Source organism: Nakamurella multipartita DSM 44233 (assembly GCF_000024365.1).
In the GTDB taxonomy this organism is placed as follows: domain Bacteria; phylum Actinomycetota; class Actinomycetes; order Mycobacteriales; family Nakamurellaceae; genus Nakamurella; species Nakamurella multipartita.
In genome coordinates, this window is the sequence record NC_013235.1 from 1,247,541 (window position 1) to 1,272,906 (window position 25,366).

At 68.9% G+C, this 25,366-nt stretch carries 34 protein-coding genes; 32 read left to right on the forward strand and 2 right to left on the reverse strand.

What is annotated here, in order from left to right; translation table 11 throughout:
- Nucleotides 1-276: 276 nt before the first annotated feature.
- The 27 genes from tuf (at nt 277) to NAMU_RS05710 (ending at nt 16,339) form a co-directional block, all read left to right on the forward strand.
- Entirely contained in the window at nt 277-1,467 is a 1,191-nt protein-coding gene (gene tuf / locus NAMU_RS05580) for an elongation factor Tu (protein ID WP_015746440.1), read from the forward strand.
- A gap of 125 nt (nt 1,468-1,592) precedes the next feature.
- Nucleotides 1,593-2,687, forward strand: coding sequence for a DUF808 domain-containing protein (locus NAMU_RS05585; protein WP_015746441.1), 1,095 nt, complete (start codon nt 1,593-1,595; stop codon nt 2,685-2,687).
- Nucleotides 2,688-2,698: 11 nt separating this feature from the next.
- Nucleotides 2,699-2,884 carry a hypothetical protein gene (locus NAMU_RS05590; protein WP_015746442.1) on the forward strand — a complete coding sequence of 62 codons (186 nt, stop codon included), beginning with the start codon at nt 2,699-2,701 and terminating at the stop codon, nt 2,882-2,884.
- 449 nt (nt 2,885-3,333) lie between these two features.
- A complete protein-coding gene (gene rpsJ, locus NAMU_RS05595; RefSeq protein WP_015746443.1) occupies nt 3,334-3,639 on the forward strand; it encodes a 30S ribosomal protein S10 in 306 nt (101 codons plus the stop codon).
- 91 nt (nt 3,640-3,730) lie between these two features.
- Nucleotides 3,731-4,393 (forward strand): 50S ribosomal protein L3, encoded by a 663-nt coding sequence (gene rplC, locus NAMU_RS05600; protein WP_015746444.1) that lies wholly within the window; start codon nt 3,731-3,733, stop codon nt 4,391-4,393.
- Nucleotides 4,393-5,139, forward strand: coding sequence for a 50S ribosomal protein L4 (gene rplD, locus NAMU_RS05605; RefSeq protein ID WP_015746445.1), 747 nt, complete (start codon nt 4,393-4,395; stop codon nt 5,137-5,139). The genes rplC and rplD overlap by 1 nt, the downstream gene beginning before the upstream one ends.
- The gene (gene rplW, locus NAMU_RS05610; protein WP_015746446.1) at nt 5,136-5,432 is read left to right on the forward strand and encodes a 50S ribosomal protein L23; all 297 of its coding nucleotides are present in this window, start codon (nt 5,136-5,138) and stop codon (nt 5,430-5,432) included. The genes rplD and rplW overlap by 4 nt, the downstream gene beginning before the upstream one ends.
- Nucleotides 5,433-5,457: 25 nt before the next feature.
- Complete coding sequence (gene rplB / locus NAMU_RS05615) at nt 5,458-6,294, forward strand: 50S ribosomal protein L2 (protein WP_015746447.1); 837 nt, start codon at nt 5,458-5,460, stop codon at nt 6,292-6,294.
- Between the two features lie 78 nt (nt 6,295-6,372).
- Entirely contained in the window at nt 6,373-6,654 is a 282-nt protein-coding gene (rpsS, locus tag NAMU_RS05620) for a 30S ribosomal protein S19 (RefSeq protein WP_015746448.1), read from the forward strand.
- 11 nt (nt 6,655-6,665) lie between these two features.
- Complete coding sequence (gene rplV / locus NAMU_RS05625) at nt 6,666-7,085, forward strand: 50S ribosomal protein L22 (RefSeq protein ID WP_015746449.1); 420 nt, start codon at nt 6,666-6,668, stop codon at nt 7,083-7,085.
- Nucleotides 7,085-7,924: a 30S ribosomal protein S3 gene (gene rpsC, locus NAMU_RS05630; protein WP_015746450.1), complete on the forward strand. Its 840-nt coding sequence runs from the start codon at nt 7,085-7,087 to the stop codon at nt 7,922-7,924. Before rplV ends, rpsC begins: the two co-directional genes overlap by 1 nt.
- Nucleotides 7,925-7,927: 3 nt before the next feature.
- Entirely contained in the window at nt 7,928-8,347 is a 420-nt protein-coding gene (rplP, locus tag NAMU_RS05635; protein WP_015746451.1) for a 50S ribosomal protein L16, read from the forward strand.
- A complete protein-coding gene (rpmC, locus tag NAMU_RS05640; protein WP_015746452.1) occupies nt 8,347-8,589 on the forward strand; it encodes a 50S ribosomal protein L29 in 243 nt (80 codons plus the stop codon). The genes rplP and rpmC overlap by 1 nt, the downstream gene beginning before the upstream one ends.
- Entirely contained in the window at nt 8,586-8,909 is a 324-nt protein-coding gene (rpsQ, locus tag NAMU_RS30370) for a 30S ribosomal protein S17 (RefSeq protein WP_015746453.1), read from the forward strand. The genes rpmC and rpsQ overlap by 4 nt, the downstream gene beginning before the upstream one ends.
- 442 nt (nt 8,910-9,351) lie before the next feature.
- The gene (rplN, locus tag NAMU_RS05650; protein ID WP_015746454.1) at nt 9,352-9,720 is read left to right on the forward strand and encodes a 50S ribosomal protein L14; all 369 of its coding nucleotides are present in this window, start codon (nt 9,352-9,354) and stop codon (nt 9,718-9,720) included.
- Entirely contained in the window at nt 9,720-10,040 is a 321-nt protein-coding gene (gene rplX / locus NAMU_RS05655) for a 50S ribosomal protein L24 (protein ID WP_015746455.1), read from the forward strand. Before rplN ends, rplX begins: the two co-directional genes overlap by 1 nt.
- Nucleotides 10,040-10,618 (forward strand): 50S ribosomal protein L5, encoded by a 579-nt coding sequence (gene rplE / locus NAMU_RS05660; RefSeq protein ID WP_015746456.1) that lies wholly within the window; start codon nt 10,040-10,042, stop codon nt 10,616-10,618. Before rplX ends, rplE begins: the two co-directional genes overlap by 1 nt.
- A 4-nt stretch (nt 10,619-10,622) precedes the next feature.
- Nucleotides 10,623-10,808 (forward strand): type Z 30S ribosomal protein S14, encoded by a 186-nt coding sequence (locus NAMU_RS05665; RefSeq protein ID WP_015746457.1) that lies wholly within the window; start codon nt 10,623-10,625, stop codon nt 10,806-10,808.
- Between the two features lie 114 nt (nt 10,809-10,922).
- Nucleotides 10,923-11,321 carry a 30S ribosomal protein S8 gene (gene rpsH, locus NAMU_RS05670; protein WP_015746458.1) on the forward strand — a complete coding sequence of 133 codons (399 nt, stop codon included), beginning with the start codon at nt 10,923-10,925 and terminating at the stop codon, nt 11,319-11,321.
- A gap of 12 nt (nt 11,322-11,333) precedes the next feature.
- A complete protein-coding gene (gene rplF, locus NAMU_RS05675) occupies nt 11,334-11,870 on the forward strand; it encodes a 50S ribosomal protein L6 (RefSeq protein WP_015746459.1) in 537 nt (178 codons plus the stop codon).
- Between the two features lie 2 nt (nt 11,871-11,872).
- Nucleotides 11,873-12,241: a 50S ribosomal protein L18 gene (gene rplR, locus NAMU_RS05680; protein WP_015746460.1), complete on the forward strand. Its 369-nt coding sequence runs from the start codon at nt 11,873-11,875 to the stop codon at nt 12,239-12,241.
- 31 nt (nt 12,242-12,272) lie between these two features.
- Nucleotides 12,273-12,905, forward strand: a complete 633-nt coding sequence (rpsE, locus tag NAMU_RS05685; protein ID WP_015746461.1) for a 30S ribosomal protein S5 — start codon at nt 12,273-12,275, stop codon at nt 12,903-12,905.
- Between the two features lies 1 nt (nt 12,906).
- The gene (gene rpmD / locus NAMU_RS05690; protein WP_015746462.1) at nt 12,907-13,110 is read left to right on the forward strand and encodes a 50S ribosomal protein L30; all 204 of its coding nucleotides are present in this window, start codon (nt 12,907-12,909) and stop codon (nt 13,108-13,110) included.
- Nucleotides 13,107-13,550 carry a 50S ribosomal protein L15 gene (rplO, locus tag NAMU_RS05695; RefSeq protein ID WP_015746463.1) on the forward strand — a complete coding sequence of 148 codons (444 nt, stop codon included), beginning with the start codon at nt 13,107-13,109 and terminating at the stop codon, nt 13,548-13,550. The genes rpmD and rplO overlap by 4 nt, the downstream gene beginning before the upstream one ends.
- A 380-nt stretch (nt 13,551-13,930) precedes the next feature.
- Nucleotides 13,931-15,073, forward strand: coding sequence for an inorganic phosphate transporter (locus tag NAMU_RS05700; protein ID WP_015746464.1), 1,143 nt, complete (start codon nt 13,931-13,933; stop codon nt 15,071-15,073).
- A 49-nt stretch (nt 15,074-15,122) separates the two neighbouring features.
- Nucleotides 15,123-15,356, forward strand: a complete 234-nt coding sequence (locus tag NAMU_RS05705) for a hypothetical protein (protein ID WP_015746465.1) — start codon at nt 15,123-15,125, stop codon at nt 15,354-15,356.
- Nucleotides 15,357-15,433: 77 nt separating this feature from the next.
- Nucleotides 15,434-16,339, forward strand: a complete 906-nt coding sequence (locus tag NAMU_RS05710) for a universal stress protein (RefSeq protein ID WP_015746466.1) — start codon at nt 15,434-15,436, stop codon at nt 16,337-16,339.
- A 134-nt stretch (nt 16,340-16,473) separates the two neighbouring features.
- Here the strand turns inward: NAMU_RS05710 and NAMU_RS05715 are convergent, their stop codons facing one another.
- Nucleotides 16,474-17,802 carry a DUF4921 family protein gene (locus NAMU_RS05715; protein ID WP_052308138.1) on the reverse strand — a complete coding sequence of 443 codons (1,329 nt, stop codon included), beginning with the start codon at nt 17,800-17,802 and terminating at the stop codon, nt 16,474-16,476.
- Nucleotides 17,803-18,160: 358 nt separating this feature from the next.
- On the opposite strand from NAMU_RS05715, the gene secY reads away from it, so the two are divergent.
- The 4 genes from secY to NAMU_RS05735 are packed head-to-tail and all read left to right on the forward strand — an operon-like array spanning nt 18,161 to nt 22,364.
- Nucleotides 18,161-19,498 carry a preprotein translocase subunit SecY gene (gene secY / locus NAMU_RS05720; protein WP_015746468.1) on the forward strand — a complete coding sequence of 446 codons (1,338 nt, stop codon included), beginning with the start codon at nt 18,161-18,163 and terminating at the stop codon, nt 19,496-19,498.
- Entirely contained in the window at nt 19,498-20,043 is a 546-nt protein-coding gene (locus NAMU_RS05725) for an adenylate kinase (RefSeq protein ID WP_015746469.1), read from the forward strand. The genes secY and NAMU_RS05725 overlap by 1 nt, the downstream gene beginning before the upstream one ends.
- Nucleotides 20,044-20,065: 22 nt before the next feature.
- Complete coding sequence (gene map, locus NAMU_RS05730) at nt 20,066-20,929, forward strand: type I methionyl aminopeptidase (protein ID WP_015746470.1); 864 nt, start codon at nt 20,066-20,068, stop codon at nt 20,927-20,929.
- A gap of 10 nt (nt 20,930-20,939) precedes the next feature.
- On the forward strand, nt 20,940-22,364 hold the full coding sequence (locus NAMU_RS05735; RefSeq protein ID WP_015746471.1) for a DUF2029 domain-containing protein: 1,425 nt from the start codon (nt 20,940-20,942) through the stop codon (nt 22,362-22,364).
- A gap of 168 nt (nt 22,365-22,532) precedes the next feature.
- Here the strand turns inward: NAMU_RS05735 and NAMU_RS05740 are convergent, their stop codons facing one another.
- Complete coding sequence (locus tag NAMU_RS05740; protein ID WP_015746472.1) at nt 22,533-23,921, reverse strand: C4-dicarboxylate transporter DctA; 1,389 nt, start codon at nt 23,919-23,921, stop codon at nt 22,533-22,535.
- 158 nt (nt 23,922-24,079) lie between these two features.
- On the opposite strand from NAMU_RS05740, the gene NAMU_RS05745 reads away from it, so the two are divergent.
- Nucleotides 24,080-25,264 carry a sensor histidine kinase gene (locus NAMU_RS05745; RefSeq protein WP_015746473.1) on the forward strand — a complete coding sequence of 395 codons (1,185 nt, stop codon included), beginning with the start codon at nt 24,080-24,082 and terminating at the stop codon, nt 25,262-25,264.
- Nucleotides 25,265-25,366 lie beyond the last annotated feature (102 nt).

The following is a 25,366-nucleotide window of genomic DNA, read 5'->3' on the forward strand; positions in this document are numbered from 1 at the left end:
GGGAACGCGGGCCCGGTGCGGGCGGCCTTGGTCGCCTGCCACCCGGCCCGACACCCGATCGGCGACAATTTCACATCACCAGGGATACGGATTGGCCCCACCGGGTGGCCATCCGTACCCTGCACAGTCGGGATGGTGCACGCCCCCAGCGGGACCACCATCACGGGTCCGGACCAGCAGGTTCGGTCCAGATCCAACCAGTCCGCCTGACGAACTCAGTCCCGACCGAGGCAGTAGTCGCAAGGCGCAACGGAACAGTCCTGAGGAGGACCAGCAGTGGCGAAGGCGAAGTTCGACCGGAGCAAGCCGCACGTCAACATTGGCACCATCGGCCACGTTGACCATGGCAAGACCACCCTGACCGCGGCGATCACCAAGGTTCTGGCGGATAAGTACCCGACCCTGAACCAGGCGTCGGCCTTCGATCAGATCGACAAGGCGCCGGAAGAGCGTCAGCGCGGCATCACCATCAACATCGCGCACGTCGAGTACCAGACCGAGAAGCGTCACTACGCGCACGTCGACGCCCCCGGTCACGCCGACTACATCAAGAACATGATCACCGGTGCCGCCCAGATGGACGGTGCGATCCTGGTCGTGGCCGCCACCGACGGCCCGATGCCGCAGACCAAGGAGCACGTGCTGCTGGCCCGCCAGGTCGGCGTGCCCTACATCCTGGTCGCGCTGAACAAGTCCGACATGGTCGACGACGAGGAGATCCTGGAGCTCGTCGAGCTCGAGGTCCGCGAGCTGCTGGCCGGTCAGGACTTCGACGAGGACGCCCCGGTCATCCGGACCTCCGGCCTGAAGGCGCTCGAGGGAGACCCGGAGTGGGTCAAGACCGTCGAGGACCTGATGGACGCGGTCGACGAGTCGATTCCGGAGCCCGAGCGGGACACCGACAAGCCGTTCCTGATGCCGATCGAGGACGTCTTCACGATCACCGGTCGTGGCACCGTCGTCACCGGCAAGGTGGAGCGTGGCGTCATCAACGTCAACGCCACCGTCGAGATCGTCGGCATCAAGCCGAAGTCCTTCCAGACCACGGTCACCGGCATCGAGATGTTCCGCAAGCTGCTCGACACCGCTCAGGCCGGCGACAACGCCGGTCTGCTGCTGCGCGGCACCAAGCGTGAGGACGTCGAGCGCGGCCAGGTCGTCGTCAAGCCGGGCTCGATCACCCCGCACACCGAGTTCGAGGCCCAGGTCTACATCCTGGGCAAGGACGAGGGCGGCCGGCACACGCCGTTCTTCAACAACTACCGCCCGCAGTTCTTCTTCCGCACCACCGACGTGACCGGTGTGGTGAACCTCCCCGAGGGCACCGAGATGGTCATGCCGGGCGACACCACCGAGATGACCGTTCAGCTGATCCAGCCGATCGCCATCGAGGAGGGCCTGCGCTTCGCCATCCGCGAGGGTGGCCGCACCGTGGGCGCCGGTTCGGTGACCAAGATCATCAAGTGAGCTGAGACCTTCGGGTCTGGAGCACTCGCCAGGGCCTCGCCGTGACCTTCGGGTCGCGGCGGGGCCCTGTCGCGTTTTCGTGGCGCCGTTCGGGCGGGACCGCTGCGGGATGACACCATGGGCCCATGAGTGGTCTGTTCGCCCTGCTGGACGACGTCGCGGCGCTGGTAAAGCTGACGGCGTCTTCGCTCGACGACATCGCCGGGGCGACGGGCCGGGCCAGTGTGAAGGCCGCCGGGGTGGTCGTCGACGACACCGCGGTCACCCCGCGCTACGTGCAGGGCCTCAAGCCCGAGCGTGAGCTGTCGATCATCTGGCGCATCGCCAAGGGCTCGCTGCGCAACAAGCTGCTGATCATCCTGCCGGTCGCGCTGCTGCTGTCCCAGTTCGCGCCGTGGGCCCTGACCCCGATCCTGATGGTCGGCGGCACGTACCTGTGTTACGAGGGTGCGGAGAAGCTGTGGGAGAAGTTCTCCGGCCACGAGGCGCAGGCCCAGGACCCGGACGAGGTCGAGGCCGTCGACCCGGCCGAGCACGAGAAGCGGGTCGTCTCCTCGGCCACCCGCACCGACTTCATCCTCTCCGCCGAGATCATGGTCATCGCGCTGGACGAGGTGGCCAGCGAGGGCTTCGTCGCCCGGGCCATCATCCTGGCCATCGTCGCGGTCCTGATCACCGCGCTGGTCTACGGCGTCGTCGGCCTGATCGTGAAGATGGACGACGCCGGGCTGGCCCTGGCCCGCAAGCCCAGGCGCGCGGTGGCCGGCTTCGGGCGCGGCCTGGTCAAGGCCATGCCCATCGTGCTGAGCACCCTGTCCTGGGTCGGCGTGGTGGCCATGCTCTGGGTCGGCGGGCACATCCTGCTGGTCGGCATGGACGAGCTGGGCTTCCATCTGCTCTACGGCTGGGTGCACCACCTGGAAACCGCTGTGCACGACGCCACCGGCGGGGCCGGGGCCGCCCTGGGCTGGGTGACCAACACGTTCTTCTCGGCCGTCCTGGGCCTGCTGGTGGGCGCCATCGTGGTCGCTGTGCTGCACGTGTTGCCGATCGGGCGCAAGACGGCCGGCCATGGCGCCGACGACGGGGCTGCGGGGCACGGGGCTGCGGGGCACGGGGCCGGCCCGGCCACCCCCGATCCGGCCACCCCCGATCCGGCCACCCCCGATCCGGGCCCGTCCGAGCGGAGCACGCCCGATCCGGATGAGCCCAAGGGCTGAGCGGATCCGTCGTGGTCACCGTCATCTTCATCGCCGCGGCCATCGGCCTGCTGCTGTACATGATCAGGTACGCCCGCCGCTACGGCGCCGGCCAGACCCGGGACACCACCGACGACCAGTACGGTTGGGACAGCGGGTCGGACAGCGGGTCGGACAGTGGCTCCGATGGCGGTTCAGACAGCTCGAGCAGCGACTGAACGCGGTCAAGATCACCCCGACTTGAAGTCGGACCGCTCGCTCGGGCATACTGTTCCGGTTGCCCTGAACCGGGTTCGCGCTACCGCGCGGTCTCGATCCGGGTGAGCACTGATCTACAAGGCCTTACAGCACGAACAAGCATGTCTCGCACTCATCCGAGTGCGGCCGTTCCAGTGTTCGTCCCTTGACCGGGGCGGACGCATGCGGAAGCTGGGCGACACGCCCGACCGCGTGGACCGGTGAACCCAGACAGACTGAACAGCGGCGGCGGACACCTGTTCGCCCGGACGAGTGCGCGGAATCATCTCGCGTGCCCATCGGCATCGTGCCGGGCGTGGGCGGATGACCCGCAGGTGGTGCGCGAGCACCGCAGCAGGAACACGGCGGGCCTTCCGCCGCGAGTGAGTACAGCGCGAACACTTCGCGCCGAACGAGAGGGACGGCAAGCGTGGCGGGACAGAAGATCCGCATCAGGCTCAAGGCCTATGACCATGAGGCGATCGACGCGTCGGCACGCAAGATCGTCGAGACCGTGACGCGTACGGGCGCCCGGGTGGTCGGCCCGGTGCCGCTGCCCACGGAGAAGAACGTGTACTGCGTCGTGCGCTCGCCGCACAAGTACAAGGACTCGCGCGAGCACTTCGAGATGCGCACGCACAAGCGGCTGATCGACATCCTCGATCCGACGCCCAAGACCGTCGACGCTCTCATGCGCATCGACCTGCCGGCGTCCGTGGACGTCAACATCCAGTAGGGGATCGGCTTCACCGCAAGGTCCCCGAAGCGATCACGTCCACACCGCCCTCCGGGGCGTAGTCACAGCACAGGAGATGGGTAGTACCAACATGGCAGAAGCGATCAAGGGAATCCTGGGCCACAAGCTCGGGATGACCCAGGTCTTCGACGAGGCCAACCGCGTGGTTCCGGTCACCGTCGTCGCGGCCGGCCCGGTCGTGGTCACCGCCGTGCGCACCCCGGAGACCGACGGCTACAGCGCGGTTCAGTTCGCGTTCGGCGCCGTCGACCCCCGCAAGGTGAACAAGCCGGCGGCCGGCCAGTTCGTCAAGGCCGGGGTCACCCCGCGCCGGCATCTGGTCGAGCTGCGCACCGACGATGTCTCGGGTTACAGCGTGGGCCAGGAGCTCACCGCCGCCGAGGTCTTCGACGCCGGCGCGGTGGTCGATGTGACCGGCACGAGCAAGGGCAAGGGCACCGCGGGTGTGATGAAGCGGCACGGCTTCGCCGGCCTGGGCGCCGGTCACGGCGTGCAGCGCAAGCACCGTTCGCCGGGCTCCATCGGCGGCTGCTCCACCCCGGGTCGGGTGTTCAAGGGCCTGCGCATGGCGGGCCGGATGGGCAACGCCAAGGTGACCGTGCAGAACCTGACCGTGCACGCGGTCGACGCCGACCGCGGCCTGGTCCTGATCAACGGGGCGGTGCCCGGTCCCAAGGGCGGCCTCGTGATGATCAAGTCCGCCGTCAAGAACCAGAGCAAGGTGGGTGTCTGATGACCACCGTCCAGATCACCGACCCGGCCGGCGCGGCGGGTGCCACCGTCGAGTTGCCGGACGAGATCTTCAACGTCCCGGCCAACGTGCCGCTGATGCACCAGGTCGTGGTGGCCCAGCTGGCCGCCGCTCGCCAGGGCACGCACAAGGCCAAGACCCGCGGTGAGGTGTCCGGCGGCGGCAAGAAGCCGTACCGCCAGAAGGGCACCGGCCGGGCTCGCCAGGGCTCGACCCGCGCGCCGCAGTTCGCCGGCGGTGGCGTCGTGCATGGCCCGTTGCCGCGCGACTACACCCAGCGGACCCCGAAGAAGATGAAGGCCGCCGCGCTGCGCGGGGCCCTGTCCGATCGGGCGCGCGGGGGCAACGTGCATGTCCTCGAGTCCCTCTCGGTGGACGGCACGCCGTCGACCAAGAAGGCGCTCGGCGCGCTGCACAGCGTCTCCACCGCGCGCAAGATCCTCGTCGTGCTGCAGTTCGGCGACGAGATCGGTTGGAAGAGCCTGCGCAACGTGCCCAACGTGCACCTGCTGTGGGCCGGCCAGCTCAACACCTACGACGTGCTCGACAGCGACGACGTGGTCTTCACCCGGGCCGCGCTCGAGGAGTTCCTGTCGGCGTCCAGCCGCTCGGCGAAGTCCGCGCCGGTCAGCACCGGACGGCACGCCGCCCGCGACGAGGACGCTGCGTCCCCGTCCCTGACCAAGGCCCCGGCCGCCACCGATGTTGAACAGGAGGAGGAGAAGTGATCGCCGATCCTCGCGACATCATCATTCGGCCGGTCGTCTCCGAGAAGAGCTACGGCCTGCTGGAATCCGGCAGCTACACCTTCGAGGTGCGCCCGGACGCCAACAAGACGCAGATCAAGATCGCCATCGAGAAGATCTTCGACGGCGTCACGGTCGTGTCGGTGAACACGCTGAACCGGCAGGGCAAGCGCAAGCGGACCCGCACCGGGTACGGCCAGCGCAAGGCCATCAAGCGCGCCATCGTCACGCTGTCCGCGGACAGCAAGCCGATCGACGTCTTCAGCGGCGCCTGAGCAGGGTAAGGGACGAGAAGAACCAATGGGTATCCGTAAATACAAGCCGACGACCCCCGGTCGTCGTGGCGCATCGGTTGCCGACTTCACCGAGATCACTCGGAGTGAGCCGGAGAAGTCGCTGGTCCGCCCGCTGCATTCCAAGGGCGGCCGCAACGTGCACGGGCGGGTCACCGCTCGGCACCAGGGTGGCGGGCACAAGCGCGCCTACCGGGTGATCGATTTCAAGCGGGCGGAGAAGGACGGGGTGCCGGCCAAGGTCGCGCACATCGAGTACGACCCCAACCGCACCGCCCGGATCGCGCTGCTGCACTTCGCCGACGGCGACAAGCGCTACATCATCGCGCCGAACAAGCTGTCGCAGGGTGACACCGTCGAGACCGGTTCCGGTGCCGACATCAAGCCCGGCAACAACCTGCCGCTGCGCAACATCCCGGTCGGCACCGTGGTGCACGCGATCGAGCTGCGGCCCGGTGGCGGGGCCAAGATCGCCCGCTCGGCCGGCGCCAAGGTCCAGCTGGTGGCCAAGGACGGCCCCTACGCCCAGTTGCGTATGCCCTCCGGCGAGATCCGCAACGTCGACGTGCGCTGCCGCGCCACCGTCGGCGAGGTCGGCAACGCCGAGCAGGCCAACATCAACTGGGGCAAGGCCGGCCGGATGCGCTGGAAGGGCAAGCGCCCCTCCGTCCGTGGCGTGGCCATGAACCCGGTCGATCACCCGCACGGTGGTGGCGAGGGCAAGACCTCGGGCGGTCGCCATCCGGTGAACCCGGCCGGCAAGCCGGAGGGTCGCACCCGTCGGCCGAACAAGGAAAGCGACAAGCTCATCGTTCGTCGCCGGCGCAAGGGCAAGAAGCGGTGACCGTGACCTCGAAGTCCGCAGTCCACCCGAAGAACCCCCACGCAACCACCGACAACGGAGCAGGAAGGTAGGCACGAGATGCCCCGCAGTCTCAAGAAGGGCCCGTTCGTCGATGACCACCTGCTCAAGAAGGTGGACTCGGCGAACGACAAGAATTCCAAGGCCGTGATCAAGACGTGGTCGCGCCGGTCCACGATCATCCCCGACATGCTCGGGCACACGATCGCGGTTCACGACGGTCGCAAGCACGTCCCGGTGTTCGTCACCGAGTCGATGGTCGGCCACAAGCTGGGCGAATTCGCTCCGACGCGGACCTTCAAGGGTCACGTGAAGGACGACCGCCGGTCGCGGCGCGGTTAGGAGATCAGGACATGAACGCCAAGAACGAGGTGGAAGAGCTGCCCCGCAGCCAGGCCACCCTGCGCTACGCGCGGCTGACCCCGATGAAGGCCCGCCGCGTCGTCAACCTGATCCGGGGCCGTTCGGCCGCCGACGCCGCGTCGATCCTGCAGTTCGCGCCGCAGGCGGCGAGCGAGCCGGTGGCCAAGCTGCTGGCCTCCGCCGTGGCCAACGCGGAGAACAACCAGGGGCTGAACCCGGAATCGCTGATCGTGGACAAGGTCTACGTGAACGAGGGCCCGACGCTCAAGCGGTTCCAGCCGCGGGCGCAGGGTCGCGCGTTCCGCATCCGGAAGCGGACCAGCCACATCACCATCGAGCTCGTCTCGGTGAGTGCCGACCAGTCCAAGGGCCGCAATGCGGGCCGGAGTGCGAAGGGAAGGACCCGGTAGTGGGTCAGAAGATCAATCCACACGGGTTCCGGCTGGGCATCACCACCGACTGGAACTCGCGTTGGTACGCGGACAAGTCCTACGCCGACTATGTCGCCGAGGACGTGCAGATTCGCAAGCTGATGAGCAAGGGCATGGAGCGGGCCGGCATCTCCAAGGTGGAGATCGAGCGGACCCGGGATCGGGTGCGGGTGGACATCCACACCGCCCGTCCGGGCATCGTCATCGGTCGCCGTGGCGCCGAGGCCGACCGCATCCGCGGCCAGCTCGAGAAGCTGACCGGCAAGCAGGTCCAGCTCAACATCCTCGAGGTGCGCAACCCGGAGTCGGACGCGCAGCTGGTGGCCCAGGCCGTGGCCGAGCAGCTGTCCAACCGGGTCAGCTTCCGTCGGGCCATGCGCAAGTCGATGCAGTCGGCTCAGCGTTCGCCGCAGGTCAAGGGGATCCGGATCCAGTGCTCCGGTCGTCTGGGCGGCGCCGAGATGAGCCGGTCGGAGTTCTACCGCGAGGGTCGCGTGCCGCTGCACACCCTGCGGGCGGACATCGACTACGGCTTCTTCGAGGCCAAGACCACCTTCGGCCGCATCGGCGTGAAGGTCTGGATCTACAAGGGCGACAAGGTCGGCACCCTGGCCGAGCAGCGTGCGGCCGAGGCCGCCGCCGCGCAGCGCGGGGCCCGCGAGGGTCGGGGCGATCGGGCCGAGCGTCCGGCGCGTCGTCGCTCCGGCTCCTCGGGCACCACTCCGACATCCACCGAGGCCGGTCGTGCGGCCGTCGAGGAGAGCCCCGAGGCTCTGCCCGTCGACGTGCCGGCCGGTACCGAGACCACTGGGGCGTAGGTCATGTTGATTCCCCGCAAGGTCAAGCACCGCAAGCAGCACCGGCCCCACCGGACCGGCATGGCTTCGGGCGGGACCCAGGTCACCTTTGGCGATTTCGGCATCCAGGCACTGGAGCCGGCGTACGTCACCAACCGGCAGATCGAGTCCGCTCGTATCGCCATCAACCGGCACATCCGACGTGGCGGCAAGGTCTGGATCAACATCTACCCGGACCGTCCGCTGACCAAGAAGCCGGCCGAAACCCGAATGGGTTCCGGCAAGGGCTCGCCGGAATGGTGGATCGCCAACGTCAAGCCGGGTCGCATCGTCTTCGAGATGAGCTACCCGAACGAGGCCACCGCCCGCGAGGCGCTGCGCCGCGCGATCCACAAGCTGCCGATGAAGTGCCGCATCGTGACCCGGGAAGGAGTTGAGGGCTGATGAGTACCACCACCGCCGAGCTGCGCGAGTTGGGCCAGGACGAGCTGGTCCTGCGACTCCGTGAAGCCAAGGAAGAGCTGTTCAACCTGCGCTTCCAGATGGCCACCGGGCAGATGGACAACAACCGTCGGCTGCGCACCATCAAGCACGACATCGCCCGGATCTACACGGTCATGCGCGAGCGCGAGCTCGGCCTGTCCGTCGGTCCGGACGAGCTGGCCAAACAAGGAGGTGCTGCGTGAGCGAGCAGCCGGAGAACACCACCGCCGACGACACCGTCGACGCGGCCGCCGGTGCGCCGGAGGCCAAGGTCCGTGGCGAGCGCAAGACCCGTGAGGGCCTGGTCGTCTCGGACAAGATGAACAAGACGATCGTCGTGGCCCTGGAGGACCGGGTGAAGCACCCGCGGTACTCCAAGGTCATCCGCCGCACCACCAAGGTCAAGGCGCACGACGAGAACGAGACCGCCGGCATCGGCGATCGCGTGCTGCTGGCCGAGACCCGGCCGCTGTCCGCGACCAAGCGCTGGCGTCTGGTGAAGGTCCTGGAGCGCGCGCAGTAATCCTGCCGCCCCGGGATCGGATGGGCCCTGCCCCGAGCGTGCGCTCGGGGCAGGGCCTTTCGTCGTTGGCCGGTGCCCGGTCCTAGGGCTGACCTGGGCCGATTGGCCTTCCGGGGGATCTTCGCGTAAGGTTGAACATTGGCGTCAGTAGGGCTGCGCAAGCGGCCCGGTGATTAGCCGATCTGGCCTGGCAAGGTCGGAAATCTTGCCAGGGCTCCGTCACCTTCCTGCGTGACACGCCATGTCGAACGGCTCCGGCCGGGCGGCGGACGCGGGTCCGTGCGGCCTCGTGCCACAGGCAAGAGTGAAAAGGCGAGCGAACTTCTCGCTCGTACTTCCTCTTGTCTTTTCGCATGTCGGCGCTAGGACGCTCGCAGAGGGCGGCCGGAACCAGAAAATCGCGACCCGGCGATCCCGGGTCGCTAGGAGAAGGCGGACTGCAGTGATTCAGCAGGAGTCCCGTCTCCGAGTCGCCGACAACACCGGCGCCAAGGAGATCCTGTGCATTCGCGTACTCGGGGGTTCGTCCCGCCGGTACGCAGGCATCGGCGACATCATCGTGGCAACCGTGAAGGACGCCATCCCAGGTGCCGGGGTGAAGAAGGGCGACGTGGTCAAGGCCGTCGTCGTTCGCACCGTCAAGGAGCGGCGCCGTCCCGACGGCAGCTACATCAAGTTCGACGAGAACGCCGCGGTTCTGCTCAAGAACGACGGTGACCCCCGAGGCACCCGCATCTTCGGCCCGGTGGGCCGCGAGCTGCGCGACAAGCGGTACATGAAGATCATTTCGTTGGCGCCGGAGGTGCTGTGATGGGGCTGAAGGTGCGTAAGGGCGACACCGTTCTGGTGATCGCCGGCAAGGACAAGGGTGCGCGGGGCAAGGTCATTCAGGCCTACCCGGACACCGACCGCGTCCTGGTCGAGGGTGTGAACCGGATCAAGAAGCACACCAAGGTCTCGACGACCCAGCGTGGTGCCAAGACCGGCGGCATCGTCACCCAGGAAGCGCCCATCCACGTGTCCAACGTGCAGGTGGTCGACGCGGACAACAAGCCGACCCGCGTGGGCAAGCGCGAGGACGAGAACGGCCGTCGGGTTCGTTTCTCCCGTCGTACCGGTAAGGACCTGTGATGACCGTGACCGACACCGCTACCGAAGCAGCTCCCAAGCCGCGGCTCAAGCTGCGCTACCAGAGCGAGATCAAGGACGCGCTGCAGAAGGAATTCGGCATCGCGAACGTGATGCAGATTCCCGGCGTGACCAAGGTCGTCGTCAACATGGGCGTCGGCGAGGCGGCCCGTGACGCCAAGCTGATCGAAGGCGCCGTGCGCGATCTGGCCACCATCACCGGGCAGAAGCCGGTGATCCGCAAGGCCACCAAGTCCATCGCCCAGTTCAAGCTGCGCGAGGGCATGCCGATCGGCGCGAAGGTCACCCTGCGCAACGATCGGATGTGGGAGTTCCTGGACCGGTTGCTGACCATCGCGCTGCCCCGTATCCGCGACTTCCGCGGCCTGTCGGCCACCCAGTTCGACGGCCACGGCAACTACACGTTCGGCCTGAACGAGCAGTCGATGTTCCACGAGATCAACATCGACCGGATCGATCGGCCGCGAGGCATGGACATCACGGTCGTCACGACGGCGACGACGGACGACCAGGGGCGCGCGCTGCTGCGGCAGCTGGGCTTCCCGTTCAAGGAGAACTGATCGCATGGCCAAGACCGCTCTGATCATGAAGTCCAAGCGCAAGCCGAAGTTCGCGGTGCGCGGATACACCCGGTGCAACCGCTGCGGCCGGCCGCACTCGGTCTACCGCAAGTTCGGCCTGTGCCGGATCTGCCTGCGGGAGATGGCGCACGCGGGCGAGCTGCCCGGCGTGACCAAGTCCTCCTGGTAGACCCTGGCCCTGCGCGCCACCCGGCCAAGCAAGCTTCGTCGGTGAAACCACGACATCGGACCAGGCATCCGGGCGATCAGCCCGGATGAACCGGCCGAGAAAGGCACGACCCACATGTCCATGACCGACCCGATCGCGGATTTCCTCACCAGGATCCGCAACGCCAGCTCGGCGTACCACGACGAGGTCGTCATGCCCTTCTCCAAGTTGAAGGGCAGCATCTCCGACATCCTGGTCAAGGAGGGCTACATCGCCTCCTGGACCACCGCCGACGCCACCGTCGGCAAGTCGCTTGTCGTCAAGCTCAAGTACGGCCCCAACCGGGAGCGTTCGATCGCCGGCATCCGGCGCGTCTCCAAGCCGGGCCTGCGGGTCTACGCCCGCTCGACCGAGCTGCCCAAGGTCCTCGGTGGCCTGGGCATCGCGATCATCTCCACGTCCAACGGGCTGCTGACCGATCGTCAGGCCGCGAAGAAGAAGGTGGGCGGGGAAGTCCTCGCCTACGTCTGGTAAGGGGGTAGGGACATGTCTCGAATCGGACGACTGCCGATCCCCGTTCCCGCGGGCGTCGACGTCAAGATCGACGGTTCCTCGGTCACGGTGAAGGGCCCCAAGGGCTCGCTCACCCACGCCGTGGTCGAACCGATCGCGGTGGCCCAGGAGGGCACCGAGCTCAAGGTCACCCGGCCCGACGACGACCGCGACTCGCGGGCCCGTCACGGCCTGACCCGGACCCTGCTGAACAACATGGTCGTGGGGGTCACCCAGGGCTACAGCAAGTCCATGGAGATCGTGGGCGTCGGTTACCGCGTCACCGCCAAGGGCAAGGACCTCGAGTTCGCCCTGGGCTACTCGCACCCGGTGCCGGTTCCGGCTCCCGAGGGCATCAGTTTCGTCGTCGAGTCCCCGATCAAGTTCCGCGTCGAGGGCATCGACAAGCAGCAGGTCGGCGAGGTCGCCGCCAAGATCCGCAAGCTGCGCAAGCCCGACCCGTACAAGGGCAAGGGCGTCCGCTACGCGGGCGAGGTCGTGCGGCGCAAGGTCGGAAAGACAGGTAAGTGACGATGGCAGCATCTGTTTCCCACGCCCGGCGGGTTTCCCGGGCCCGTCGCCACTTCCGGCTGCGCAAGCGCGTCTCGGGTACCCCGAGCCGTCCGCGGCTGGTCGTCAACCGGTCGGCGCGGCACATCGCCGTCCAGCTGGTCGACGACACCGTTGGCCGCACCCTGGTCTCGGCGTCCACCCTCGAGGCGGACCTGCGGGCCACCGAGGGCGACAAGACCGCCAAGGCCCGCAAGGTCGGCGAGCTCGTCGGCCGGCGTGCGGTGGAGCTGGGTGTCACCACGGTGGTCTTCGACCGCGGCGGCGACGCCTACCACGGCCGGATCGCGGCCCTCGCGGATGGCGCCCGTAGCGCCGGCCTGGAGTTCTGATGATTCACAACATGATCGAGAGGGATATCTGATGCCCGGACAACAGCGCGGCGGCTTCGGCGGCGGCGGCGACCGGAGCAACGATCGCGGAGACCGGCGGGATCGCCGGGGCGGTCGCGACGGTGGCCGTCGCGATGCCCCCGCGGAGAAGAACCCGTTGCTCGAGCGGATCGTGGTGACCAACCGGGTCGCCAAGGTCGTCAAGGGTGGTCGGCGGTTCTCGTTCACCGCTCTGGTCGTCGTCGGTGACGGCGACGGGCAGGTCGGCGTCGGTTACGGCAAGGCCAAGGAAATCCCGGCCGCCATCGCCAAGGGCGTCGAGGAAGCCAAGAAGTACATGTTCCGGGTGCCCCGGATCGCCGCCACCATCCCGCACCCCGTGCAGGGTGAGGCGGCCGCCGGCGTCGTGCTGCTGCGCCCGGCGTCCCCCGGTACCGGTGTCATCGCCGGTGGACCGGTGCGCGCCGTGCTCGAGTGCGCCGGCATCCACGACGTGCTGAGCAAGTCGCTCGGCTCGGACAATCCGATCAACATCGTGCACGCCACGATCGACGCCCTCAAGCGGCTGCAGCAGCCCGAGGCCGTGGCCGCCCGTCGTGGGCTGCCGATCGAGGACGTCGCCCCGGCGGCGATGCTCCGGGCGCGTGCCGGTCAGGGAGTCTGACATGAGCGATCAGAAGGTCAAGGTCACCCAGGTCAAGTCGACCATCGGGAACAAGCGGGGGGCCCGCGAGTCGGTCCGCTCGCTCGGCCTGCGCAAGATTCACCAGAGCGTCGTGGTCGACGACAACGCGGTCAACCGCGGCTACATCAATCGCGCGTCCCACCTGCTCACGGTCGAGGTCGTGCAGGGGAGTGACGCGTCATGACGATCAAGCTGCACGATCTGCGGCCGGCCAAAGGCGCCAAGCGGGCCAAGGTCCGCGTCGGCCGTGGTGAGGGCTCCAAGGGCAAGACGGCGGGTCGGGGCACCAAGGGCACCGGCGCGCGCAAGAACGTCTCGCCCCGTTTCGAGGGTGGACAGCTGCCGCTGCACATGCGGCTGCCCAAGCTCAAGGGCTTCAAGAACCGCTTCAAGGTCACCTTCCAGGTGGTCAACGTCGGCCAGCTGGCCGAGCTGTTCCCGCAGGGCGGGACCGTCGGGGTGGCCGAGCTGGTCGCCGCCGGTGCCGTCCGCAAGGGTCACAAGGTCAAGGTGCTCGGCGACGGCGACCTGAACGGCGTCGTCCTGCAGCTCACCGTGGATGCCGCGTCCGGCTCGGCCAAGGAGAAGATCTCCGCGGCCGGCGGCAGCGTCACCACGTCCTGATCTGTTCCACTCGCAGTAGCCCAGCGCCACCCGCCCCCGTCACTGGGGTCGGGTGGCGTTCGGCTTTTCCGATCCCTTTCCGATCCGTTTCCGATCCGTTTCCGGGTTCTGTTCGGGTCCTGTTGGTGCTCCGTTCCGGCCCTGTTCCGCTCGCTTTTCCGGGCCGTCCCCGAGCCTGGGGTATGTCCGCCTCATCCGATTCGGAGCATTTCCGAGCGGTTGCGGCCAAGTGTCGCCGTTGGTTCACCATCCGTTCACCATCGACTCCTACCGTCCGGCAAGCCGATGGGTCGACGCCGAGGTCGAGCTTTCCCACTGTCGGTTTCCGCTTCAGTGGACCCGCCCCACCGTGACTCGGGGGGCGAACAGATCGAGGACCGATGTCGACAACCCTGTTCCTGGTGACGGTAGTCATCATCACCGCACTGTTCTTCGATTTCACCAACGGCTTCCACGACAGCGCCAACGCGATGGCCACCTCGGTGGCCACCGGCGCCCTCAAGCCCAAGGTTGCCGTGTTGATCGCGGCCATCCTGAACGTCGCGGGCGCGTTCCTGTCCACCGAGGTGGCCAAGACGATCTCCGGCGGCATCGTCAACGACGCCGTGGTCACCCCGACAATGATCTTTGCCGGGTTGGTCGGGGCCATCCTGTGGAACCTGATGACCTGGCTGTTCGGTTTGCCGTCTAGCTCCTCGCACGCCCTGTTCGGCGGCCTGATCGGCGCCGTGCTGATCGGTGCCGGCGCGTCCGGGGTCAACTTCTCGGTGGTCGTCTCCAAGATCCTGCTGCCCGCGGTGATGGCTCCGCTGGTCGCCGGTCTGGCCGCCGGCCTGGCCACCTTCCTGCTCTACAAGCTGATCAAGCGGGCCGACGCCGAGCCGGCCGCCGGCTGGTTCCGGCACGCCCAGTCCGTGTCCGCCTCCCTGGTCGCTCTGTCCCACGGCACCAGCGACGGGCAGAAGACCATGGGCGTCATCACCCTGGTGCTGATCACCGCCGGATACCAGGAGGCGGGCACCGGCCCGCAGTTCTGGGTGGTCGCGGCGGCCGGTCTGGCCATCGGCATCGGTACCTACTCCGGTGGCTGGCGGATCATGCGGACGATGGGCAAGGGCATCGTCGACGTCAAGTCCCCGCAGGGCTTCGCGGCCGAGACGACTTCGGCCGCGGCGATCCTGGCCTCCTCGCACATGGGCTTCGGACTGTCCACCACCCAGGTCTGCTCCGGCTCGATCATGGGCTCGGGCGTGGGCAAGAAGCTGGCCGAGGTGCGCTGGGGCACCGCGCGCAAGATCCTCTACGGCTGGCTGCTGACCCTGCCGGCGGCCGCCCTGGTCGGCGGCGTCGCCGCGGCCATCGCGCTGACCGGAACCATCGGCCTGCTGCTGGTGTTCCTCGCCCTGCTGGTCGGGGCCGGCACCATCTACGCGATCTCCAAGCGGTCCCCGGTGGACAGCGCCAACGTCAACGACTCCGCCGAAGTGACGATCAACCCGGTCAAGCAGCCGGCCGACGTCTGATGCCGGCACTCTCTGCTCGCCCGACCCGACCTGAGACAGGAACGACGACATGAAGATCGACTGGGCATCCCTGGGGCTGGTCGCGGTGACCACCGTGGTGGCCGCCATCGCCATCGTCGGCATCTTCTCGCTGGGGGTGTCGGCGCTGACCTCCGGCGGCCGCACCGCCAGCGGAGCGGCCACGCCGAGCGCCACCGCCCGGATCGGCGGTTACCTGTGTCTGGGGGTGTCGGGGCTGCTCGTCCTGTACGGGCTGTACCTGATCGTCCCGCAGTTCCACTGAGTGCACCGGTCTAGACGACCCCACTGACCGACCCCACTGATCGACCCTGAGGACGACCGTCCGGTCCGGGAGAACTGATGAGCGAACAACCGCTGCACGACGCCCGCGGCCAGGTCGTCGTCGGGGTCGACGATTCCACCGAATCCGCCGAGGCCGCCGCCTGGGCGGCGGACGAGGCGAGCCGGCGGCGGACCGGCCTGATGCTGGTCTCGGCCTACTCGGTGCCGCACCGCGGCCTGCTGGCCTACGACGTGATGTCCGAGGACTATGCCGGGGTGCTGCGCACGCAGCAGCAGGACCTGCACCGGCGGATCGCCTCCGGACTGCTGGAGCGGCACCCCGAGCTGCCCATCACCAGCGCGGTCGAGACCGGGCATCCGGTGGACGTGCTGCTCGGCCGCTCGGCCGGCGCCGCCCTGCTGGTCGTGTCCACCCGGGAGCGCGGCCGGTTCCGGCGGCTGATCGGCGGTTCGGTGGCCATCGGCCTGGCCGGGCACTCGCCGGTACCGCTGGCGGTGATCCGTCCGGGTGCGGCGCAGCCCCGGTCCGGGCCGATCGTGGTGGGCGTCGACGGATCGGCCGCCAGCCAGCCGGCGGTCGCGCTGGCCTACCAGGAGGCCTCGCTCCGCGGGGCCGAACTGGTCGCCCTGCACGCCTGGCACGACGACCTGACCGTCGAGGTCGACGAGCAGGGGCTGATCGGCGCCGACATCGACGAGGCCAGCCTGCGGCAGATCGAACAGGCGCTGGTCTCCGAGGAACTCGCCGGCTACGCACAGACCTATCCGGACGTGGTGGTCCGCCCGGTCGTCCGCAAGGGCGACCCGATCACCGAGCTGCTCGAGCTCAGCGCGGACGCCGCCATGGTGATCGTGGGCAGCCGCGGGCGGGGTGGCTTCAAGGGCTCCGTGCTCGGTTCCACCGGGCAGGCCCTGATCGCGCACGCCGACGCCCCGGTCGTCGTGGTCCGCCCGCTCGACTGAGCCCCGCCCGACGCCCTCTCGTCCCGGGCCCCTCTCGTCCCGCGGTCGACTTGCCACAAACGCACCTCCCACGCGCCGCGGAAGGTGCGTCTTTGGCAAGTCGGCGAGGGCGGGGGCCGGGGCGGGCGCCGCGGTCAGCCGGGGCCGTAGAGCGAGGGGAAGGCTGCATCCGGGCGCGGGGTACGCCGCACCGCCGGGTTGTAGCGCAGGCTGTTGGGCACCCGGGCGCATTCGGGGCCGATTCGCAGGGTGTCGGCGATGGCGCCCTGCTCGCGCAACCGCAGCAGGTCGGCGGTGACGATGTCGCGCAGGGTCTGCGGGTCGATGGTGTTCAGGTAGATCTTGGTGCCGCCCTCGAACCCGGCGATGGTGGACAGCCGCCACTTGATCAGCACCCGCCAGGGCATCGGCACGTCACCGTCCGGCGGCTTGTGGTGCCATTCCTCGTTGCACGGCACCCCTGGGCCCGACGCCGCGTGCAGGGCGTGGATCAGGTCGGACATGCCGCGCAGCTCGGTGGTGGAGTGCAGCCAGGGTTGCGGCCGCTCGCTGCGGGAGAAGATCTCCAGGGTGGGGTAGCGGTGGCCGAAGCCGGCGAAGGCCACCGCATGGTCGTTCTCGGTGACCGTCAGGTTGTGCTGCGCCGCGTAGTCGACGGCGAACTCGTTGTAGACGTTCGGGTTGGCCCGGGCCCGCTGGATCTCCAGCTCGGCCTGCATCCCGCGCTCGTCGATGGCCACCAGCTGCTTGTGCAGATGGTCGAAGGACGCGCCGGCCGGGCGCAGCCAGTTCTGGAACACCGCGACGTAGCGGACGTACGGGTTGGTGGCATAGAGGTCGCGCTGGGCGTCGATGGTGAAGCGCAGGTAGGAGTCGTGCTCGTCCGGGGTCAGCGTGCCCGACGAGGCCAGCTGGCCGTCGTTCTCCGCGTCGTCGGGGTAGTGCCGCCGGGCCACGATCACGTCGTGGCCGCCGCCGAAGAAGTCCTCCACGTGCGCCTCCCGGTCGGCCTGGCTCATGTGCGCCCAGGGCTGCTGGGTGCGTCGCTCGACCAGCGCGGCGACGTGGGCCCGGCCGGCGTCGGTGGACAGGTAGTCGGCCATCGCCTCCCGTTGGGCCGGCGCGAGCTGGTGGCCGTAGTTGAGCTGCCAGTAGTCGAAGGAGACGATCTCGAACAGGTTCGGGATCCGGCGGAAGTCGGCCACGGTGTCGAAGAGCTGGTCGGCCCGCAGGTGCCGGATCATCCGCTCGCCCTGCGTCCCGGTGACCAGCCGGGCCTTCTCCGGCGGGGTCTGCCGGTAGTGCTCGGGGCAGAACGCGCAGGCCCCGGTGCGCAGCTCGTCGGTCAGCGGGGCGGTGGTGGCCGGCTCCGGGGCGCGCAGCGGGCGGCGGGCCCGGCCGGGCACGGTCCACACCTGGGTTCCGGTGAAGGGATTGATCTGTTTGAGGGTGCCGTCGCTCATCCGCTGCAGGAACGCGGACGCCCCGGCGATCGGGGGCGCGGTGCCGAACGCGCCGACCCCGAACGGGCCGGCACCGAACGAACCGGGGGTGGGAGCCGACATGGGCCCATTGTCGGGGTGCCACGCGGTCGGCGCAGCGGGCCGCCGCGCCGGGCCCGGGTTCGCGCCGTCCCCCCACCGGCGGTGGGTAGGTTAGAGTCGAGTGCTGCGCCCGTACGCGGCAGCCTTCGGCTGTCCGGGTCGGGGTGTGACACGACATGCGGCTCACGGGCCACCACGCAACGACGGAGTTTCGGCCACCGGCTGTTGCTCCGATCGGGCCTGACTGCGGACGGGCCCGGTGAACCCAGGAGGATCATTGCTCGCCGCCTTCGCCTCGGCGCTGAAGACACCAGATCTGCGCAAGAAGATCCTCTTCACGCTCGCCATGGTCGCCGTCTACCGTCTGGGCGCCACCGTCCCGTCGCCCGGCGTCTCCTACGGGGCCATCCAGACCTGTATCGACGAGGCCGGAACGGGCAACGACCTGTTCACGGTGCTCAACCTGTTCTCCGGTGGCGCGCTCCTGCGGCTCAGCGTTTTCGCGCTGGGCATCATGCCCTACATCACCTCGTCGATCATCATTCAGCTGCTGGGTGTGGTCATCCCGCGCTTCGAGCAGCTCAAGAAGCAGGGGCAGGCCGGTCAGGCCAAGCTCACCCAGTACACCCGGTACCTGACCATCGGCCTGGGCATCCTGCAGTCGACCGCGTTCCTGGCCCTGGCCATCAACGGGCAGATGTTCCCCGGCTGCTCGGTCGGTGACCAGATCATCCCCGACCAGAGCGCCTTCGCCCTGATCACGTTGGTCCTGACGATGACCGCCGGCACCGCCGCGATCATGTGGATGGGCGAGCTGATCACCGATCGGGGCATCGGCAACGGCATGTCGATCCTGATCTTCACCTCGATCGCCGCGCGGATCCCGGCCGAGGGCATGAACATCCTGAACAACCAGGGTGGCGTGGTCTTCGCGGTGATCATCGTGCTGGCGCTGATGATCATCGCCGCGGTGGTCTTCGTCGAGCAGGGTCAGCGCCGGCTGCCCGTGCAGTACGCCAAGCGGATGATCGGCCGCAAGATGTACGGCGGCACCTCGACCTACCTGCCGCTCAAGGTCAACCAGGCCGGCGTCATCCCGGTCATCTTCGCCACCTCGCTGCTGTACCTGCCGTTGCTGCTGGTCCAGCTGGTCGCGCCGACCACGGTCAACGCCGACGGCACCCAGGAGGTCAGCGGCTGGGCTCAGTTCCTGCAGCTGTACGTGATCAACCAGGGCAGCTGGGTGCACATCCTGCTGTACTTCGCGCTGATCATCTTCTTCACCTACTTCTACGTCGGGATCACCTTCAACCCGACCGAGCGGGCCGACGAGCTCAAGAAGTACGGCGGCTTCATCCCGGGCATCCGGCCGGGCCGACCCACCGCGGAGTACCTGCAGTTCGTGCTGTCCCGGATCACCCTGCCTGGGGCGATCTACCTGGGAATTGTGGCCATTCTCCCGAACCTCTTCCTGGAACTGACCGGTGAAGGCAACAATCAGAACTTCCCGTTCGGTGGCACGGCGGTCTTGATCATGGTCGGTGTTGGGCTGGACACCGTCAAGCAGATCGAGACCCAGCTGATGCAGCGCAATTATGAAGGGTTCCTCCGCTGATGAGACTTCTGATCGTCGGTCCCCAGGGTGCCGGTAAGGGCACTCAGGCCAGCCTGCTCGCCGAGCACCTCGGCATCCCGCACATCTCCACCGGGGACATCTTCCGGGCCAACGTGGGCGCCGGCACCGAGCTGGGCGTGCTGGCCAAGACCTACATGGACGCCGGTGACCTGGTGCCCGACGAGGTCACCGTGGCCATGGTCGCCGCCCGGTTCGACGAGCCCGACGCGGGTCGGGGCTTCCTGCTCGACGGCTTCCCGCGCACGGTGCCGCAGGCCGACAAGCTGGGGGAGATCCTGATCGAGCGCGGCGAGGACGTCGACAAGGTGATCCTGCTCGAGGTGCCCGACGAGATCCTGCTCGAGCGGATGCTCGCGCGCGGCCGGGCCGACGACACGGCCGAGGCGATCAGCCGGCGGCTGGAGCTGTACCACACGGAGACCAAGCCCCTGCTGGACTTCTACGCCGGCAAGCTGGTCGAGATCGACGGCGTGGGCGAGATCGACGAGGTCCAGCAGCGGATCCGCACGGCCCTGGGCCACTGAGACCGGAACGGACTTCGCTGGGATGGTCGAGGCGATACAGCTCAAGACCCGCGGGGAACTGCAGGCCATGCGCGCCGCGGGTCGCCTGCTGGCCGAGGCCATCGCGGCCGGTCGCGCGGCGGTGACGCCGGGTTGCAGCACCCTGCAGATCAACGACGTCATCGCGTCGGTGATCGCCGACGGCGGGGGGACCAGCAACTTCCTGCACTACGGCGCCCAGGGCTCGGACCCGGGGTTCCCGGCCACGATCTGCGCGTCGGTCAACGACGAGGTGGTCCACGGCATCCCGGCCGCGGACCGGATCCTCGTTGAGGGGGACCTGCTGTCCATCGATGCCGGCTGCATCGTGGACGGCTGGCACGCCGACAGCGCCGTCTCGGTGCACGTCGGCGAGCCGATCGAAGGGGATCAGGGCGCGGCCGAGGTCGACCTGATCAACGCCTGCGAGCGGGCCATGTGGGTGGGCATCGCCGCGGCCCGGGCGCACGGCCGGCTCGGCGACATCTCCGCCGCCATCGAGCAGTCGGTCGCCTGGTCGTCCCGGGCCGACGGCCGCCGCTACGGCTCGGTCTCCGGGTACGGCGGCCACGGCATCGGCACCGCCATGCACATGGCGCCCTTCGTGGCCAACCAGGGCAAACGGGGCAAGGGTCCCCGGCTCGCCCCGGGCACCGCGCTGGCCATCGAGCCGATGCTCACCCTCGGCCGGCCGGGCACCCGGGTGCTGGCCGACAACTGGACCGTGGTCACCAAGGACGGCGCCCGCGCCGCGCACTGGGAGCACTCCATCGGGATCAGCGAGGACGGGATCTGCGTGCTGACCGCCGCCGACGGGGGCGCGGCGGGTCTGCTCCCGTTCGGCGTCACCCCGATCAGTCTGGACTAGGGTCGGCGCCTTGCCGTTCCTGTCCCGCGTGGCGTCGGCGGCTGCCCGGCGTGCCCCGATCTTCGTCGTCGTCACCACGCTGCTGTGCGGTCTGACCCTGGCCCTCGGATACGCCAACAAGGCCCGGTGCATCGGCCCCGAGTACGACGCCGAGGGTCGCAGCACCCCTAACTACGGCGTCCGGATCACCCGGGACGTCTGCTACACCGACATCCAGTTCCTCTGGCTCGGCCGGGACGTCAACGAGCACGTCTTTCCCTACGTGCACGGCGGGTACGACGCCGCGCGGGGTGAGCTGTACGGCGGGGCCGTCGAATACCCGGTGCTGACCGGGCTGGCCATCTGGGTGGCCGCGCTGCCGTCGGACACCGACGGGGCGTTCCTGACCATCTCGGCCGTGCTGCTGTCGATCGCCGGGCTGCTGTCGGCGGCGATGTTGGCCTGGTTGGCCGGGTTGCGGTCCTGGTGGTTCGCCCTGGCTCCGCCGCTGGTGCTCTACGCCTTCCACAACTGGGACCTGTTCGCGGTCGCCTGTTCGGTGTGGGCCTGCTGGATCCTGCTGCGGGCCGCCCGGGAGACCGGGGGCATCGACCGGGTGCGGCCGCTGATCGTCGCGGCGCTGGCCCTGGGCCTGGGCGCCGGCTTCAAGTTGTATCCGGCGATGTTCGCGCTGCCGGTCGCCTGCTGGCTCGCGGCTGGGGCCTGGCGACCCGGCCGGGCCGACGTCGGCCGCGGTCGGCGAGTGCTGGCCGGGGCCGGCTTCCTGGTCGGCACCGGCGCCGTCTTCGCCCTGATCAACCTGCCGTTCCTGATCGCCGGCTGGCGCGGCTGGTGGGCCTCGTTCCAGTTCCAGTGGAGCCGGCCGATCGACATGACCACCAACACGCTGTGGTTCTGGCTGTTCCGGCCGTACAGCAACTCGGGCAACGAGGTCGTCCAGGACCGGTTGGCCCTGGCCGCCACGATCGCCACCCTGCTCGGGCTGCTGCTGGCCGTCGGCGTGGGGTGGCTGCGGTACCGGCGGGACCGGGTCTACCCGTGGCTGCCGGTGTGCGCTGCGATGCTGGCCGCCTACCTGCTGCTGAACAAGGTGCATTCGCCGCAGTTCGTGCTCTGGTTGCTGCCGTTCTTCGTGCTGCTGCGGGTGCGGGCCGGCTGGATCCTGGCCTACTTCGTGGCCGACGCGGCCATCGGCATCGGCTTCTTCCGCTGGCAGTACCTGATCAACAGCCGGCTGCCGGACACCACCTGGGACGCCTTCTCCCCGCAGGCCGTGCTGATCGGGGTGTGGGGCCGGATCGCCCTGCTGATCGCGTTGTTCCTCGTGTTCTCCCGCGCGGCCGTGGTCGAGGTGCCGGCCCCGGCCCCGCCTCGACCGGCCTCGCCCCGCCCCGACGGTCCCGGAGCCGCACTGGACTCCGCCAAGGGGTTCTGAACTCCCCGTCGACAGGGAGTTGGGAACACCTTCGTGGAGTCCAGTTGGCCGGCGTGGAGTTGGCTGGAGTGCAGTCGGCCGGCGTGGAGTTGGCGGAATGACCCGGACATGCCGCAGCGGCGGCGAGGATGTCCTCGCCGCCGCTGCGGTGGTTCAGATCAGGATGGGTCAGTGGGCCAGTTCCTTGGTCTTGTAGGACTCGACGTCCGCCCGGTGCTCGGCGGCCGAGTGCTCGTCGAGCATGTCGGCGTCGTCGAAGGGATCCTCACCGGTGAAGACCCGCTTGGTCTGGCTGTAGTCGACCTCCTTGGTCCAGTGGGCGATGACCAGGGTGGCGACGGCGTTGCCGGAGAAGTTGGTCAGGGCGCGGGCTTCGGACATGAACCGGTCGACGGCGACGATCAGGCCGACACCGGGGACCAGGTCGGGGCGGTGCGAGGCCAGGCCGCCACCCAGGGTGGCCAGGCCGGCGCCGGTGACCCCGGCGGCGCCCTTGGAAGCGATGATCATGAACAGCAGCAGGGACAGCTGCTCGCTCCAGGTCAGCGGGGTGCCCATGGCGTTGCCGATGAACAGCGAGGCCATGGTCAGGTACATGGCGGTGCCGTCCAGGTTGAACGAGTAGCCGGTCGGCACCACGATGCCGACGACGGGCTTGGACACACCCAGGTGCTCCATCTTGGCGATGAGGCGGGGCAGGGCGGTCTCGGAGGAGCTGGTCGCCACGATCAGCAGGTACTCCTGGCGCAGGTACTTGAGCAGGCTGAAGATCGACAGGCCGGTGGTGACCTTGAGCAGGCCGCCCAGGATGACCACGATGAAGGCGACGCAGGTGGCGTAGAAGACGGCGACGAACAGCGACAGCGCACCGATGGCGGCCCAGCCGGCGTTGCCGACGACGCCGGCGATGGCACCGAAGGCACCGATCGGGGCCAGCCACATGATGCCGGCCAGGATCTTGAAGACCAGACGCTGCAGGACGGTGATGGCGCCGATGATCGGCTCACCCTTGCTGCCCAGGGCCTGCACCGCGAAGCCGACCAGCAGGGCCACGAACAGGGCCTGCAGCACGTTGCCCTCGGTCAGCCCGCCCAGCAGGGAGTGCGGGATGATGTCGATGATGAAGTTGCCCGAGCTCTCGGCCGCGGCCGGCACGGTGTAGGTCGCGGTCGCCGCGGCGGCCTGCAGGCTGTCGCCGGGGTGGACCAGGTTGCCCACCAGCAGGCCCAGCCCGAGGGCGAACGTCGACATGACGATGAAGTAGAGCAGGGCCAGGCCGCCGACCTTGCCGACCTGGGACGCCTTGCGGACCGAGCCGATGCCCAGCACGATCGTGCAGAAGATGATCGGCGCGATCATCATCTTGATCAGGTTGACGAACGCGGTGCCGATGATCGACAGGCCGGCGGCGCTCTTGCCGAAGATCAGACCGACCGCGACACCGGCGACCACCGCGACGATGACCGCGATGTAGAGCCAGTGGGTACTGATCTTCTTCTTGGGCTTGTCGGGAACGGGAACACCAGTGCTTGTCGGCGGGGTGTTGCTGGTCGTCATTGACATCTCCTCGTGGGCCGCGGTGGCGGGGTGCTGTGAAGACCATCCCGTCAACCGGACGCCAGGTCACTGGTTTGTTCATAAAGTAAGTGGCGCGAGCACCACAAACCCGCCGGCCGGCCCGGCCCGGGACCCTCACCGTTGACGGGAAGCCCTGTGTGACAACGACAATCACCGTGCTAGCGGTCGCGGCGCTGCTGGTCGGGCTGATCGCCGCGGCCCTGCTCGGGGGGCGGTGGGTGCGCCGCCGAATGCTCGATCCGCCGGGGGTGCGGGCCGCCGCCCAGGCTCTGCGCACGGCCGGACTGGCCGCGCCGCCGCTGCGTCACGGGCTGACCGCCGAGTCGGTGGCCCAGGCGCTGCCGTACCTGCTGGCGCTGCTGGAGACCCCCGGAGTGGCGCTGTGCGACCCCCAGGGTCGATCCCTGGGCGTGCAGGGCCGGGGCGGGCATCACCTGGCGGAACTGGCGCCGACCGTGCGCGCCGCCCTGCAGGCCGATCGCCGGCAGCTGGCCACTCTCGCGCCGTGCGCGCGGCCCGGCTGCCCGGTGACCCGCGCGGTCCTCGTGCCGCTGGTCGCGTCGGGGGAGCCGGCCGGCGCGCTGGTGGTGCTCACCGGGTCGGCCGTCGGCCCGTACCTGATCCGGGCGGCCGACGAGACGTCCCGATTCATCACCACCCAGCTGGAGCTCTCGGACCTGGACTCCTCGCGGGCCGACCTGGCCCGGGCCGAGGTGCGGGCGCTGCGCGCGCAGATCTCCCCGCACTTCATCTACAACGCGCTCACCACCATCGCCGCCTTCGTGCGTAGCGACCCGGACCGGGCCCGGGAGCTGCTGCTGGAGTTCGCCGACTTCACCCGGTACTCCTTCCGGCAGGCCGGGGAGTTCACCACGCTGGCCGACGAGCTGGGCAACATCGAGAAGTACCTGATCCTGGAGCGGGCCCGGTTCGGCGATCGGTTGCGCATCCGGTGGACGATCGCGCCGGAGGTGCTCGGCGTCGTGGTGCCGTTCCTGTCCATCCAGCCGCTGGTGGAAAACGCCGTCCGGCACGGGCTGGCCGGCCGGCCGGGCGGCGGCACCGTCGTGGTCACCGCCTCGGACAACGGGCCGGACTGCGTGATCAGCGTCGAGGACGACGGGGTGGGCATGGACCCGGATTCGGTCGGGGTGCACGCCCACGACGACGCCGACCACGTGGGTCTGGGCAACGTCGACGACCGGCTGCGGGCGGCGTTCGGCGAGGACTACGGGCTGGTCGTGGAGACCGCGCCGGACGCCGGGACCAAGGTGATCGTGCGCCTGCCCAAGTTCGCGCCGGGGGTCACTGCCGGCCGGTGAGGTCCGGCGGCCGGGCCGGTGCCGGGCCGGTTCCGGGCCACGGCCCGGCCGGCGTCCTGCCCACGGTCCTGCCCGGTACCTACCCCGTTGGCGGGTTGTCCC